Source organism: Escherichia sp. HH26CH, from assembly GCF_009820205.1.
Lineage (GTDB): Bacteria > Pseudomonadota > Gammaproteobacteria > Enterobacterales > Enterobacteriaceae > Escherichia > Escherichia coli_F.
Window position 1 is genome coordinate 53,018 of record NZ_VNXM01000040.1, and the last position, 13,162, is coordinate 66,179.

Sequence of the window (13,162 nt, forward strand, 5' to 3'; positions counted from 1 at the left end):
GATTTGTTTGACGGCTATCACGTTTCAACTTCAGATCATTGGAGAAGTTGCACATTTTGACAAAACATATGTCACAATATTTCAAACGTGGTTATTCACCGCCCAATTTTCGGCGGTGAACTTTACTCGTTTTAGCCATTAATTACGAGCTTTAAAAAAACTCATTCAAAGGATGGATTGAAGGCGGGAAGCGTCGATGTGAAACAGACGGGCGAAGTTATCGGTGGTTACCTGCGCCAGTTCTTCAACGGCAACACCTTTCAACACAGCCATGTATTCTGCAACGTCACGAACCATCGCAGGTTGATTCTCTTTTCCTCGATGCGGAACCGGTGCAAGGTAAGGTGAGTCAGTTTCTACCAGTAACCGATCGAGGGGGACATAACGCGCGGCATCGCGCAGTTGCTCCGCATTACGGAAGGTCACAATGCCGGAAAAGGAGATGTAAAATCCGAGATCCAGTAATTTACCCGCCGTTTCTCTGTCCTCTGTAAAACAGTGTAGTACGCCACCGCAATCCGTCACTTTTTCTTCGCGCAGAATTGCCAGCGTATCGGCGCGGGCGTCACGGGTGTGGACGATAACCGGCTTGTTCAGTTCACGACCAATCTGGATATGATGGATGAAGGACTCTTGCTGCCGTACTTTAGTTTCCGGCGTGTAATAATAATCCAACCCGGTTTCACCCAGCGCAACAACGCCCTCTTCTGCCGCCAGACGGCGTAAATCTTCTACATCGTAGGGATCATTCTGGTTGAGTGGATGCACGCCACAAGAAAATACGACGTTGTCACGTTCGCCTACCAGATCCCGCATGTGTAAATAACCCGGTAATGTTGTGGCGACTGCCAGACAAAATTTCACATCGCGTGCGGCGGCTTTCGCCAGAACGTCATCCACGTCCTTATGCAAAGATTCATAATCCAGACCATCGAGATGGCAGTGTGAGTCGACTAAAAACATGATGTCTCTCTTAAAGATGAGGAACCGGTAGCACAACGCCCGGTTGCAGGTAATGCTCAATACGCAGTAAAAGATCGGTGATGAGAAGCTCGCGGTTAATACCTGTGACAGACATTAACTGTTCACGAATGTGGCAAACATCCCCCAGTATAGCCTGCAGACGCGAGGGAGAAAGATGGTTTGCCAGTTCGACGACCAGGCCCGGCACATCAACATTGGTCACCTGCGCAGCGCCATGATGGCGTTTTAGCGCATCCATCAGCAACGTTGCCAGCCAGTGTAAACGCGCCGGAGCTTGTTCATGATTAAGGGCCGCTAGCAGCGAATACCAGTCGCCCGATTGCACGCTATATGCCAGCGCCTGACACAATGTTTCACGAGCCTGCCAGATATCTCCCTGAAACAACGCCAGTGCCGCACCAGGCGAACCGGCGCTTAAGCGCAATGCGGCAAGTAATGCATCCTGTGACATTGTCACTTCGCGTGAAAGCCAGGTCACGGCGTACTGTTCCGGCGGCGGCGCAAGGTAATGTAACCGACAACGACTACGTAATGTTGCCAGTAAACGTTCAGGCTCGCGGGTAGCAAGGAAAAACCAGGTTTCTGCTGGCGGCTCTTCAAGCGTTTTCAGCAATGCGTTAGCCGCGGCGTCAGTCAGTAAGGCAGCATCGGTTACCCAGACAACTTTCGCACCACCTAAGCGTGCGTGCTCATTTAACTTTTCGGTGACTTCACGTACCGCATCAATGCCCAGCGCATTTTTCCCTTTTTCGGGAGCCAGGGTGTAATAATCGGGATGCGTGCCAGCCTGCATCAACTGACATCCACGACAGTGACCGCAACTTTTGTGGCCCTGCGGTTGTTGGCAGAGTAAATAACGGCTCAGGGCGTAGATTAAAGCATCCTCGCCCATACCCGGTAACGCCTGAATGAGTAGCGCATGGTGACCTCTTCCGGCCTGATAGCTGGCTACCAGTTTTTCGAAATCAGGTCGTAACCATGGATACCATCTCATGCGTCCAACTCCTTCACCCAATTGGTCACGGTAGTGCGGATTGCATCCATCACGGACTCCAGCGGCTGGGTGGCATCAATGGTATGAATGCTTTTATCTTGTGCTGCCAGTTCCAGATAGCGGGCGCGGGTGCGATTAAAGAAATCGAAAGACTCTTGCTCAATACGATCCAGCTCGCCGCGCGCACGCGCGCGTTTTAAGCCAACTTCCGGGGTAACATCGAGATAGAGCGTTAAGTCGGGGCGAAAATTCCCGAGAACAGCATCACGCAATGTTGCCAGCATATGTTGGTCAATACCACGTCCGCCGCCCTGATACGCCTGAGTGGAGAGATCGTGGCGATCGCCAATCACCCAGGTGCCGTTAGTCAGCGCAGGTTTGATGACCGTTTCTACCAGTTGAACGCGCGCGGCATAAAACATCAGAACTTCGGCTTTATCGGTAATGACTTCATCGCCTACCGATTTGATATCCAGCACCAGGCTTCTTAACTTTTCGGCAAGTTGCGTACCGCCAGGTTCCCGAGTGAAAACCATGTCGCGGATACCCAGTTGCTCGAGCGTCTCAACCACCACGTTACGCGCGGTAGTTTTGCCTGCGCCTTCCAGCCCCTCAATGACGATATACTTACTGCGCATTTTTTTCCTTAAGCACTTTCAGATAATCCTGCACAGACTTGTTATGACTGGCAAGATTGGTATTAAACGTGTGACCACCTTTACCATCGGCCACAAAATAGAGATACGGCGTTTTTGCCGGATGCGCAGCAGCCTTCAGCGAATCCGCCCCCGGCGTCGCTATCGCACCTGGCGGCAAACCGGTAATGGTATAGGTGTTATACGCTGTCGGCGTTTCCAGGTCTGCACGAGAAAGTTTGCCATTATAACGCTCTCCCATCCCGTAAATCACGGTCGGGTCGGTCTGCAGGCGCATACCAATGCGTAAACGGTTGATAAATACCGAGGCAACCTGATCGCGTTCGCTGGAAACGGCGGTTTCTTTTTCGATAATTGATGCCATCGTCACCAACTGGTTTTTATCTTTATAAGGCAGACCGTCCGCACGCCCTTCCCAGGCGCTATCGACCGCTTTCACCATTTTCTTGTGCGCTCGCTTGAGTAACGCGACATCGGTGGTATTGGCGGTATACATCCAGGTGTCTGGCCAGAACCAACCTTCAATCCACTCCGGGTTTTCCAGTTCAAGTGCCTGCGCTACGGTGGCGTACTTATCGTCGCTCAGCGTGTGTTTGATATACGGGGCCTCACGCAATTGCTTGAGGTAATCGCTCAAACGCATCCCTTCTACCAGTCGCAGAGGGAACTGTGCTTCTTTACCGCTTTCCAGCAATTTCAGCATCTCACGTACGGTCATCTGCGGTGTAAAGCGGTAAGTCCCGGCTTTAAAGTGAGAAAGATCCGGTTCGATACGCAGCAGCCATTGAAAAACCCGTGGGCGATTGATGATCTTATCGGCGTAAAGCTGTTCACCGAGCGCCAGACGTCCGGTCCCTGGCTTCAGGGTAAATATCGTCTCTTCTTTGATAAGCAATTTGCTGTCGGCAAGATGGCGAACCTTCCAGACGCCCACACCAGCGGCGATACCCAGTACCACCAGCAATAACAAGATAATCAATAACACTTTTTTCATGACTAATTCGGGCGCTCACAAAGTGGGGCTAAATATTCATATAACGTTGCTGACGAAAAGGAGACATCGCCACAGGCACGTACGGGCATCACTGGCATTAACGCATTACAAATAACCATCTCATCTGCCTGCAACGCCTCTTCCAGAGTGGCTTGCACTTCGACAAGCTGATAAGAGGATTGTGCCAGTAAACGGATACAGAATTGTCGCATAATGCCGTTAACACCTGCCTGCTCCAGTCGCGGCGTATAAACTACATTGCCCTTCCGCCAGAACAAATTAGCCGCACAGCATTCCGTAACCCACCCTTCGCTGTCAAGGACCAACGCCTCATCGGCATTTGTCTGCTCAAGATGAGAGCGAATCAATACTTGTTCAAGCCGATTAAGATGTTTAATACCTGCAAGATGAGGATTGCGCCCCAGCCGCACCGGGCTTAGCGCCAACATCATCCCCTCGTTACGCAAACGATCGTAATGTGCAGGATAAGCCGTAACGGAGAGAATCCGCGTTGCCGGTCCGCTGTTCAATGTGCTGTACCCTCGCCCGCCACTACCGCGACTGATCACGACCTTCAGCACACCATTCTGCTGTTCTGCTGCCAGCGTTTTCATCTCTTGTTCAAGCTGAGGCCAGAAGTCACAGGAAATCATCAACCGCTGGCAAGCATCCTGTAGTCGCTGGATATGTGCCGATAACAAACTGACTTTACCGTCGATAACTCTGGCGGTGGTAAAACAACCATCACCAAACTGCGTTGCTCGATCGCTTACTGCCAGCGATTCCTGTTTATGACCGTTAATTAAGAACATACCGGCTCCTTATCAGAGAATTGTTAGTGTGGCAGCATGTTCACTACAGAACAAGTCGGAATAAAAGCTAAGAAAAAAGGCCCGCAAGCGGACCTTTTATAAGGGTGGGAAATGACAACTTAGATCTTTTTAAAGATCAAAGAACCATTAGTACCACCGAAGCCGAAGGAGTTACACAGCGTGTATTCCATTCCGCTAACCTGACGCGCTTCGTGCGGTACGAAATCCAGATCGCAACCTTCATCCGGATTATCCAGGTTGATGGTTGGCGGAACAGCCTGATCGCGCAGTGCCAGGATGGAGTAGATAGACTCTACTGCACCCGCCGCACCTAACAGGTGACCGGTCATAGATTTCGTGGAGCTCACCAACACACGGCTGGCAGCTTCACCGAAGATGCTTTTAACAGCCTGCGCTTCAGCTTTATCGCCAGCCGGTGTAGAAGTACCGTGCGCGTTAACGTAGCCAATCTGACTCGCTTCAATGCCTGCATCACGCAGAGCATTTGCCATTGCCAGAGCTGCGCCTGCGCCGTTTTCTGGCGGTGACGTCATATGGTAAGCATCGCTGCTCATACCAAAGCCAACGAGTTCAGCGTAAATTTTCGCCCCGCGTTTTTTCGCGTGTTCGTACTCTTCCAGTACCAGCATACCGGCACCATCGCCCAGTACGAAACCATCGCGCTCTTTATCCCACGGGCGGCTCGCCGCTTGCGGGTTATCATTGCGGGTAGATAATGCACGTGCCGCGCCAAAACCACCAACGCCCAGCGGCGTACTGGCTTTCTCTGCGCCACCTGCAACCATCACGTCAGCATCGCCATACGCGATAATACGCGCAGCATGACCGATGTTGTGCACGCCAGAAGTACAGGCAGTCGCGATAGAGATGCTTGGGCCACGCAGGCCATACATGATAGTCAGATGACCTGCCACCATGTTCACAATCGTTGACGGAACGAAGAATGGGCTGATCTTACGTGGGCCACCATTCATCAGAGATGTGTGGTTTTCTTCGATCAGTCCGAGGCCGCCAATCCCGGAGCCAATTGCGGCACCAATACGGGTTGCGTTCTCTTCCGTTATTTCAAGGCCAGAATCCTGCATGGCCTGAACGCCAGCGACAATTCCATATTGAATGAAGGCATCCATCTTGCGCTGTTCTTTGCGCGAGATAATGTCCTCACAGTTAAAATCCTTTACTAAGCCAGCAAATTTCGTTGCATAGGCGCTAGTATCGAAATGGTCGATTAGGCTGATGCCACTCTGACCGGCAAGCAGAGCTTTCCAGGTAGACTCTACGGTATTGCCGACAGGAGACAACATGCCCAGTCCGGTCACAACTACACGACGCTTAGACACGTTTGTCCTCCAGGGAGGGAAAAAATGATTCTAGTGGGACAAAAAGATAAAACTCAGGCGGTCGAACGACCGCCTGGAGATGTTCACTTACGCCTGGTGGCCGTTGATGTAATCAATGGCAGCCTGAACGGTGGTGATTTTCTCAGCTTCTTCGTCCGGAATCTCAGTATCAAACTCTTCTTCCAGAGCCATTACCAGCTCAACGGTGTCAAGAGAATCCGCGCCCAGGTCTTCAACGAAAGAAGCATTGTTGGTAACTTCTTCCTGCTTAACGCCCAGCTGTTCGCCGATAATTTTCTTAACGCGTTCTTCGATAGTGCTCATACTCTTAAATTTCCTATCAAAACTCGCTTTCGCGATGGTTTTCGTAGTGTATAAAATGTTGAAAAATTTGCAACTAAATCCCGGCAGGTCTTACCACGATTTTACGTTATTTTGAGGCCTTACCCCCCAATAACGCAAATCATTTTGCACTAATTATTACTCATAACCACGCAGACTGCGCGCAACATGAGCATTTTGTGCAAATCGCGGTCAGACCATGTACATCCCGCCGTTCACATGCAAAGTTTCACCCGTGATGTAAGCTGCTTCGTCGGATGCCAGGAATGCAACCGCGTTGGCGATTTCCTGTGCACCGCCGAGGCGACCCGCAGGAACCTGCGCCAGGATACCCGCACGCTGGTCATCGCTCAGCGCACGTGTCATGTCCGTTTCAATAAAGCCCGGAGCAACAACGTTTACAGTAATACCGCGTGACGCAACTTCGCGCGCCAGTGATTTACTGAAGCCGATCAAGCCCGCTTTCGCCGCAGCGTAGTTGGCCTGACCGCCATTTCCCATGGTACCAACCACAGAACCGATAGTGATAATGCGACCATGACGCTTTTTCATCATAGCGCGCATTACCGCTTTTGACAGACGGAAAACAGATGAAAGGTTGGTTTCGATAATATCGTTCCACTCTTCATCTTTCATTCGCATTAACAGGTTATCACGAGTGATACCGGCATTATTGACCAGGATATCCACTTCACCAAATTCTGCGCGAATTTTTTCCAGAACAGATTCGATAGATGCTGGATCGGTCACATTCAACATCAGACCTTTGCCGTTGGCACCTAAATAATCACTGATCGCCTGAGCGCCATTTTCACTGGTCGCAGTGCCGATAACTTTCGCGCCACGGGCTGCGAGCGTTTCAGCAATTGCGCGGCCAATTCCGCGGCTTGCACCGGTTACCAGTGCGATTTTTCCTTCAAAATTCATGATTTTCCTCTTTTAAAGCTCGAGCGCCGCTGCCATCGCTGAAGGTTCGTTCAGCGCCGAGGCGGTCAGGGTGTCGACAATGCGTTTCGTCAGGCCAGTAAGCACTTTGCCCGGGCCGACTTCATAGAGATGTTCTACGCCTTGCGCTGCCATGTATTCAACAGACTTCGTCCACTGAACCGGGTTATACAACTGACGTACCAGTGCGTCACGGATGGCATCACCATTGGTTTCGCATTTCACATCAACGTTATTCACAACAGGAACTGTTGGTGCGTTAAAGGTGATTTTCGCTAATTCTACTGCCAGTTTGTCGGCTGCCGGTTTCATCAGCGCACAGTGAGACGGTACGCTCACTGGCAACGGCAGCGCGCGTTTTGCGCCTGCAGCTTTACAGGCAGCTCCAGCACGCTCAACGGCTTCTTTATGTCCCGCAATTACCACCTGGCCTGGAGAGTTGAAGTTTACCGGAGAAACCACCTGACCTTCTGCAGCTTCTTCACACGCTTTCGCAATAGACGCATCATCCAGACCGATGATTGCCGCCATAGCGCCCGTTCCTTCCGGTACGGCTTCTTGCATGAACTTGCCGCGCATCTCAACCAGACGCACCGCATCAGCGAAATCAATCACACCAGCGCAAACCAGCGCAGAGTATTCCCCGAGGCTGTGACCGGCCATCATCGCTGGTGCTTTACCGCCCTGCTGCTGCCATACGCGGTACAGCGCAACTGATGCAGTCAACAGCGCTGGCTGAGTTTGCCAGGTTTTATTAAGTTCTTCGGCTGGCCCCTGCTGAGTCAGCGCCCACAGGTCATAACCCAGCGCCGCAGAAGCTTCAGCAAACGTTTCTTCGACAATGGGATAGCTCGCCGCCATATCAGCCAGCATTCCAACGGTTTGAGAACCCTGTCCAGGGAACACAAATGCAAATTGCGTCATGTTTTAATCCTTATCCTAGAAACGAACCAGCGCGGAGCCCCAGGTGAATCCACCGCCAAAGGCTTCAAGCAGAACCAACTGCCCCGGCTTAATGCGCCCGTCACGTACAGCTTCATCCAGCGCGCACGGGACAGAGGCCGCAGAGGTATTACCGTGGCGATCCAGCGTCACCACGACATTGTCCATCGACATGCCGAGTTTTTTCGCCGTTGCACTGATAATACGCAGGTTAGCCTGATGCGGAACCAGCCAGTCCAGTTGAGAACGGTCAAGATTATTTGCCGCCAGCGTCTCATCAACGATGTGAGCCAGTTCCGTTACCGCAACCTTGAAGACTTCGTTGCCCGCCATCGTCAGATGAATTGAATTCTCTGGATTCACACGGTCAGCATTAGGCAGCGTCAGCAATTCACCATAGCTACCATCGGCGTGCAGATGGGTAGAGATGATTCCCGGCTCTTCAGAGGCAGCCAACACCGCAGCGCCCGCGCCATCGCCAAAAATAATAATAGTCCCGCGATCTGTTGGATCACAGGTGCGCGCCAGTACATCGGAACCGACGACCAGAGCATACTTCACCGCCCCAGATTTCACGTATTGATCGGCTACGCTTAACGCGTAGGTGAAACCTGCGCAAGCTGCTGCAACGTCAAATGCCGGGCAACCTTTAATACCCAACATGCTTTGAATCTGACATGCTGCGCTCGGGAAAGCGTGCGTAGCAGAAGTCGTTGCCACAACGATCAGGCCAATCTGGTCTTTATCAATGCCCGCCATCTCAATTGCGCGTGTCGCCGCTTCAAAGCCCATGGTTGAAACGGTTTCGTTTGGTGCAGCAATGTGGCGTTCGCGGATGCCGGTACGAGTGACAATCCACTCGTCAGAGGTATCCACCATTTTTTCCAAATCGGCGTTTGTCCGCACTTGTTCGGGCAGATAGCTGCCAGTACCAATAATCTTCGTATACATGTACGCTCAGTCACTTTTCGGTTATATACCGTCACTTGCAAACTGCGAGTTCGCTGGCAGCGTCCTGCTACCGCAGAGTTCCGCTTTTGCCACCGTCCAGCAGCTCAAAACCAGCTGGGTATACAGATTCCAGGCGAGCGGCAATTCGCTGAGGAACTTGTCGCTGCACCGCCTGCACTGCCTGTTCAATCGCGACCGCAAAAGCTCGCTGATTGGCCGCACCATGACTTTTTATCACCGTGCCGCGCAATCCTAACAGACAGGCGCCGTTATACTGGTCGGGGTTGAGGTGACTGAATCGCCTCGTCAGGCTCTTTTGTAGCCAACGCTTTAATAACAGTAGCCACCACGACCGTTTTTTCCCTTCACCCTGAGATTTCAGCAGAGAAAGGAACATCCTGACAACACCTTCCATCGTCTTTAATGTGACATTTCCTGTAAAGCCGTCACAAACCAGCACATCTGTCTTGCCAGTTAACAACTCATTGGCTTCAAGATAGCCGATATAATTGATAGAAGGGATTGTTTTAAGCACCGCTGAGGCATCCCGAATACTGTCGAGACCCTTTACTTCTTCTTCACCAATATTGAGCAACGCCACGCGAGGATTGGGAATTTCCACCACCTCTTCAGCCAGAACTGAGCCCATAATGGCAAATTGCACCAACATTGTACTGTCACTATCGACGTTGGCCCCTAAATCGAGGACCACCGTTTTGCCCTTTTGCTGATGCGGTAATACCGTCACCAGCGCCGGACGCTCAATCCCCTCCAGGGGCTTGAGTAATAATTTTGCCAGCCCCATCAGCGCCCCGGTATTACCGGCACTGACACAGGCTTGCGCTCGACCTTCTTTCACCAGCTCCAGGGCCACGCGCATTGAACTCCCACGACTGGCGCGGATAGCTTGCGAAGGCCGGGCATCACTGGCGATAACTGACTGCGCAGGAATAATCTGCAGACGCGAACGTTGTTCAAAGTCAGCTTTAGCAAGTAATGGCGTGATGGCGTCGGGATTGCCGACTAAAAGAAGAGTGAGTTGCGAATTAGAATTCAGTGCCTGCAATGCTGCAGGCACTGTCACGGAAGGGCCAAAATCCCCTCCCATGACATCTAACGCCAGGGTTAGACGTGTCAAGGTATCGTCGCCGCCCGGTTTGGTCTTTCCCCAGTTGCCTGGGGAAAATCCTCACTAAGCTTCATCACGCAGACGCGTGATTACTTAGCGATGACCTTGCGGCCGCGGTAGTAACCGTCGGCAGTGATGTGGTGACGCAGGTGTTTTTCACCAGAAGTTTTGTCTACAGACAGGCTGGTGACTGCGGTCAGCGCGTCATGGGAACGACGCATGCCACGTTTGGAACGGGTTGGTTTATTCTGTTGTACGGCCATGGACCTTACTCCTCAATTACGGTTTATCCCCGATCCAACGGGGAGCACCAATTACTTACGCTTTAAGCTGGCTAATACGGCAAATGGGTTTGGCTTTTGCGCTTCTTCAGGCAGTTCACCAAAGACCATGTCCGCTTCGGACACTTCACAGTGTTCAGAATCATGCACCGGAACTACCGGCAAGGCGAGGATGATTTCATCTTCAACCATTGCAAGCAGATCGATTTCACCGAATTCGTTAACCTCAATCGGTTCATACGCTTCCGGCAGTGCTTCAGCCTGTTCGTCTGAACGCACAGGACTAAAACAATACGTTGTGTAGACCTGATGAGTAAACGGCTTCCCGCAACGCTGACACTCGAGCGTTACCGTCACCTTCGCATCGCCGTTTAACACTGCGAGACGTTGGTTATCGATAGCGAACGACATGGAGCATTCCACATCACTGTCCACACTGACTACGGATTCGGCGACGCGCTCAACCTGATCAGGGGTATAGATACCCTGGTAATCAAGGCGTTTTTGAGCCGTACGAACCGGATCGAGAGTCAGGGGTAATTTTACCTTTTGCATAGGGCGCGCATATTAACTTTGTAACGTCATAGAGTCAAAGAAAAAGGCAGCCTGTGGTTGCCTTTTGCCAATAATTCGCACACATTGCGGGTTACTGCTTTATTTTCGTTCAGTGCTGATAACGAACATCAACCTGCAAAACGAAGCGCATAGTTTAAAATGGCTATCATCAATACGCTATATCTGATGGAAAAAAATATGCCTAAACTTATTTTAGCCTCCACCTCGCCCTGGCGTCGCGCTCTTCTGGAAAAACTGCAAATCTCTTTTGAATGTGCAGCACCCGAGGTCGACGAAACCCCACGCAGCGACGAATCACCGCGACAGTTGGTGCTTCGACTGGCACAAGAAAAAGCGCAATCTCTGGCGTCACGTTATCCGGATCATTTAATTATTGGTTCAGACCAGGTATGTGTTCTTGATGGCGAAATCACCGGTAAACCGTTAACGGAAGAAAATGCCCGTCTGCAATTACGCAAAGCCAGCGGCAATATCGTCACCTTCTATACTGGACTGGCGTTGTTTAATTCGGCGAATGGGCATCTGCAAACAGAAGTGGAGCCTTTTGACGTCCATTTCCGTCACCTGAGCGAGGCGGAGATTGATAATTACGTGCGTAAGGAGCATCCCCTGCACTGCGCGGGTAGCTTTAAGAGTGAAGGATTTGGCATTACGCTGTTTGAGCGTTTAGAAGGGCGTGACCCTAACACGCTGGTTGGTTTACCGCTAATCGCGCTGTGTCAGATGTTACGTCGGGAAGGGAAAAACCCGCTAATGGGATAGTTTTTTACGCCGGATGCAGGTATGTCGCATCCGGCAATCGGTGCTGGCGGCCTGATGCGGCGTAAACGCCTTATCAGGCCAACCGCCCATTATCAGGTTTATATGCTTGTATTAGCGCGCGTTACGCAGCTTTTGCAAACAACGCTTCAAACCTTCATCCATCGGCGCTTCGATACGCATCACCTCACCGGTTCCCGGATGGGTAAACTTCAACGCTGCGGCGTGCAGGAACAGACGATTTAATCCCGTGCCTGCTTCAGTGAGCTGTCTATCAAATTCACGGTCACCGTAGCGATCGTCAAAGGCAATCGGATGACCCGCATACTGTGTATGCACACGGATCTGATGAGTACGCCCAGTTACCGGGCTACAACGCACCAGGGTGGCAAATGCATAGCGTTCTTCCACTTTAAAGCGTGTTTCCGACGGTTTACCTTCCTGACTCACACGCACGATACGTTCGCCGCTTTGCAGAATATTTTTCAGCAACGGCGCTTGTACGCTCTTCACATGCGACTGCCACTGACCGCGCACCAGCGCCAGGTAATCTTTTTGCATCCCTTTTTCACGTAATTGCTCATGCAGAGAACGCAACGCCGAGCGTTTTTTCGCTACCAGCAACACACCGGAAGTGTCCCGGTCGAGACGATGAACCAGTTCAAGGAACCGCGCTTCCGGGCGCAACGCCCGCAAACCTTCGATAACGCCGAAGCTTAAACCACTGCCGCCATGTACCGCCGTACCGGAAGGTTTATTCAGCACCAGGATATGCTCATCTTCATATAAGATGACGTCCGCCAGCGCTGCCACCTTTTGCAGATGTGGCGAAACCGCCTCTTCTTCCCGCTCAGCAACGCGAACCGGTGGGATACGCACCTCATCACCCGCTTCGAGTTTATATTCAGGCTTAATACGTTTTTTGTTCACCCGCACTTCGCCTTTACGCAAAATACGGTAAATCATACTTTTTGGTACGCCTTTCAATTGGGTACGCAAAAAGTTATCGATACGTTGCCCCGCTTCGTCAGCGGTGATAGCAACAATTTTTACGGATGGAGTCTCTGTTTTCATGGTGGGCGATTCTAATTAGCCAACAGGATTCGCGCCACTCATTTTTCTATGCTTATATTTAGTTTTGCACCTTATTACTTCACTACGTGATCACTTTATTGATGGTTATTAAACCAATCACCATTAAGAAGTGAAAAAACTGTGAGTAAGCGGGTGATAAATGGTAAAAGTCATCTTGCTATAACAAGGCTTGCAGTGGAATAATGAGAACGTTTCCGTGTCCATCCTTGTTAAAACAAGAAATTTTACGGAATAACCCATTTTGCCCGACCGATCATCCACGCAGCAATGGCGTAAGACGTATTGATCTTTCAGGCAGTTAGCGGGCTGCGGGTTGCAGTCCTTACCGGTAGATGGAAATA

Annotated in this window: 15 protein-coding genes; 1 reads left to right on the plus strand and 14 read right to left on the minus strand. The window is 51.2% G+C overall.

Annotated elements, in window-relative coordinates; translation table 11 throughout:
• Window positions 1–165 precede the first annotated feature (165 nt).
• The 13 genes from FQ015_RS14255 to yceD form a co-directional block, all read right to left on the minus strand.
• Entirely contained in the window at window positions 166–963 is a 798-nt protein-coding gene (locus tag FQ015_RS14255; protein WP_105287897.1) for a metal-dependent hydrolase, read from the minus strand.
• Between the two features lie 10 nt (window positions 964–973).
• Entirely contained in the window at window positions 974–1,978 is a 1,005-nt protein-coding gene (gene holB, locus FQ015_RS14260; RefSeq protein WP_001267966.1) for a DNA polymerase III subunit delta', read from the minus strand.
• Window positions 1,975–2,616, minus strand: a complete 642-nt coding sequence (tmk, locus tag FQ015_RS14265) for a dTMP kinase (protein WP_039021667.1) — start codon at window positions 2,614–2,616, stop codon at window positions 1,975–1,977. Before tmk ends, holB begins: the two co-directional genes overlap by 4 nt.
• Window positions 2,606–3,628, minus strand: coding sequence for a cell division protein YceG (gene yceG, locus FQ015_RS14270; protein WP_000756841.1), 1,023 nt, complete (start codon window positions 3,626–3,628; stop codon window positions 2,606–2,608). Before yceG ends, tmk begins: the two co-directional genes overlap by 11 nt.
• A gap of 2 nt (window positions 3,629–3,630) precedes the next feature.
• A complete protein-coding gene (gene pabC, locus FQ015_RS14275) occupies window positions 3,631–4,440 on the minus strand; it encodes an aminodeoxychorismate lyase (RefSeq protein ID WP_032302863.1) in 810 nt (269 codons plus the stop codon).
• A gap of 119 nt (window positions 4,441–4,559) precedes the next feature.
• Window positions 4,560–5,801, minus strand: a complete 1,242-nt coding sequence (gene fabF, locus FQ015_RS14280; RefSeq protein ID WP_000044678.1) for a beta-ketoacyl-ACP synthase II — start codon at window positions 5,799–5,801, stop codon at window positions 4,560–4,562.
• Window positions 5,802–5,888: 87 nt separating this feature from the next.
• On the minus strand, window positions 5,889–6,125 hold the full coding sequence (gene acpP, locus FQ015_RS14285; RefSeq protein ID WP_000103754.1) for an acyl carrier protein: 237 nt from the start codon (window positions 6,123–6,125) through the stop codon (window positions 5,889–5,891).
• 210 nt (window positions 6,126–6,335) lie between these two features.
• Complete coding sequence (gene fabG, locus FQ015_RS14290) at window positions 6,336–7,070, minus strand: 3-oxoacyl-ACP reductase FabG (protein WP_001008535.1); 735 nt, start codon at window positions 7,068–7,070, stop codon at window positions 6,336–6,338.
• Between the two features lie 12 nt (window positions 7,071–7,082).
• Window positions 7,083–8,012: an ACP S-malonyltransferase gene (fabD, locus tag FQ015_RS14295; RefSeq protein ID WP_000191372.1), complete on the minus strand. Its 930-nt coding sequence runs from the start codon at window positions 8,010–8,012 to the stop codon at window positions 7,083–7,085.
• Window positions 8,013–8,027: 15 nt separating this feature from the next.
• Window positions 8,028–8,981, minus strand: coding sequence for a beta-ketoacyl-ACP synthase III (gene fabH / locus FQ015_RS14300; protein WP_000288127.1), 954 nt, complete (start codon window positions 8,979–8,981; stop codon window positions 8,028–8,030).
• 67 nt (window positions 8,982–9,048) lie between these two features.
• Entirely contained in the window at window positions 9,049–10,119 is a 1,071-nt protein-coding gene (plsX, locus tag FQ015_RS14305) for a phosphate acyltransferase PlsX (protein ID WP_072039644.1), read from the minus strand.
• An 80-nt stretch (window positions 10,120–10,199) separates the two neighbouring features.
• The gene (gene rpmF, locus FQ015_RS14310; protein WP_000290727.1) at window positions 10,200–10,373 is read right to left on the minus strand and encodes a 50S ribosomal protein L32; all 174 of its coding nucleotides are present in this window, start codon (window positions 10,371–10,373) and stop codon (window positions 10,200–10,202) included.
• Window positions 10,374–10,424: 51 nt separating this feature from the next.
• A complete protein-coding gene (yceD, locus tag FQ015_RS14315) occupies window positions 10,425–10,946 on the minus strand; it encodes a 23S rRNA accumulation protein YceD (protein ID WP_001174481.1) in 522 nt (173 codons plus the stop codon).
• A gap of 198 nt (window positions 10,947–11,144) precedes the next feature.
• Between yceD and yceF the strand changes: the two genes are divergently transcribed.
• Window positions 11,145–11,729, plus strand: a complete 585-nt coding sequence (gene yceF, locus FQ015_RS14320) for a 7-methyl-GTP pyrophosphatase (RefSeq protein ID WP_001125202.1) — start codon at window positions 11,145–11,147, stop codon at window positions 11,727–11,729.
• Window positions 11,730–11,840: 111 nt separating this feature from the next.
• Here the strand turns inward: yceF and rluC are convergent, their stop codons facing one another.
• Window positions 11,841–12,800, minus strand: a complete 960-nt coding sequence (gene rluC / locus FQ015_RS14325) for a 23S rRNA pseudouridine(955/2504/2580) synthase RluC (RefSeq protein ID WP_000846356.1) — start codon at window positions 12,798–12,800, stop codon at window positions 11,841–11,843.
• Window positions 12,801–13,162 lie beyond the last annotated feature (362 nt).

Excerpts from the sequence above, each read along its gene's own strand:
- FQ015_RS14255 (WP_105287897.1), bottom strand. The coding sequence starts at position 963 with ATGTTTTTAGTCGACTCACACTGCCATCTCGATGGTCTGGATTATGAA.
- holB (WP_001267966.1), bottom strand. The coding sequence starts at position 1,978 with ATGAGATGGTATCCATGGTTACGACCTGATTTCGAAAAACTGGTAGCC.
- tmk (WP_039021667.1), bottom strand. The coding sequence starts at position 2,616 with ATGCGCAGTAAGTATATCGTCATTGAGGGGCTGGAAGGCGCAGGCAAA.
- yceG (WP_000756841.1), bottom strand. The coding sequence starts at position 3,628 with ATGAAAAAAGTGTTATTGATTATCTTGTTATTGCTGGTGGTACTGGGT.
- pabC (WP_032302863.1), bottom strand. The coding sequence starts at position 4,440 with ATGTTCTTAATTAACGGTCATAAACAGGAATCGCTGGCAGTAAGCGAT.
- acpP (WP_000103754.1), bottom strand. The coding sequence starts at position 6,125 with ATGAGCACTATCGAAGAACGCGTTAAGAAAATTATCGGCGAACAGCTG.
- fabG (WP_001008535.1), bottom strand. The coding sequence starts at position 7,070 with ATGAATTTTGAAGGAAAAATCGCACTGGTAACCGGTGCAAGCCGCGGA.
- fabD (WP_000191372.1), bottom strand. The coding sequence starts at position 8,012 with ATGACGCAATTTGCATTTGTGTTCCCTGGACAGGGTTCTCAAACCGTT.
- fabH (WP_000288127.1), bottom strand. The coding sequence starts at position 8,981 with ATGTATACGAAGATTATTGGTACTGGCAGCTATCTGCCCGAACAAGTG.
- rpmF (WP_000290727.1), bottom strand. The coding sequence starts at position 10,373 with ATGGCCGTACAACAGAATAAACCAACCCGTTCCAAACGTGGCATGCGT.
- yceD (WP_001174481.1), bottom strand. The coding sequence starts at position 10,946 with ATGCAAAAGGTAAAATTACCCCTGACTCTCGATCCGGTTCGTACGGCT.
- yceF (WP_001125202.1), top strand. The coding sequence starts at position 11,145 with ATGCCTAAACTTATTTTAGCCTCCACCTCGCCCTGGCGTCGCGCTCTT.
- rluC (WP_000846356.1), bottom strand. The coding sequence starts at position 12,800 with ATGAAAACAGAGACTCCATCCGTAAAAATTGTTGCTATCACCGCTGAC.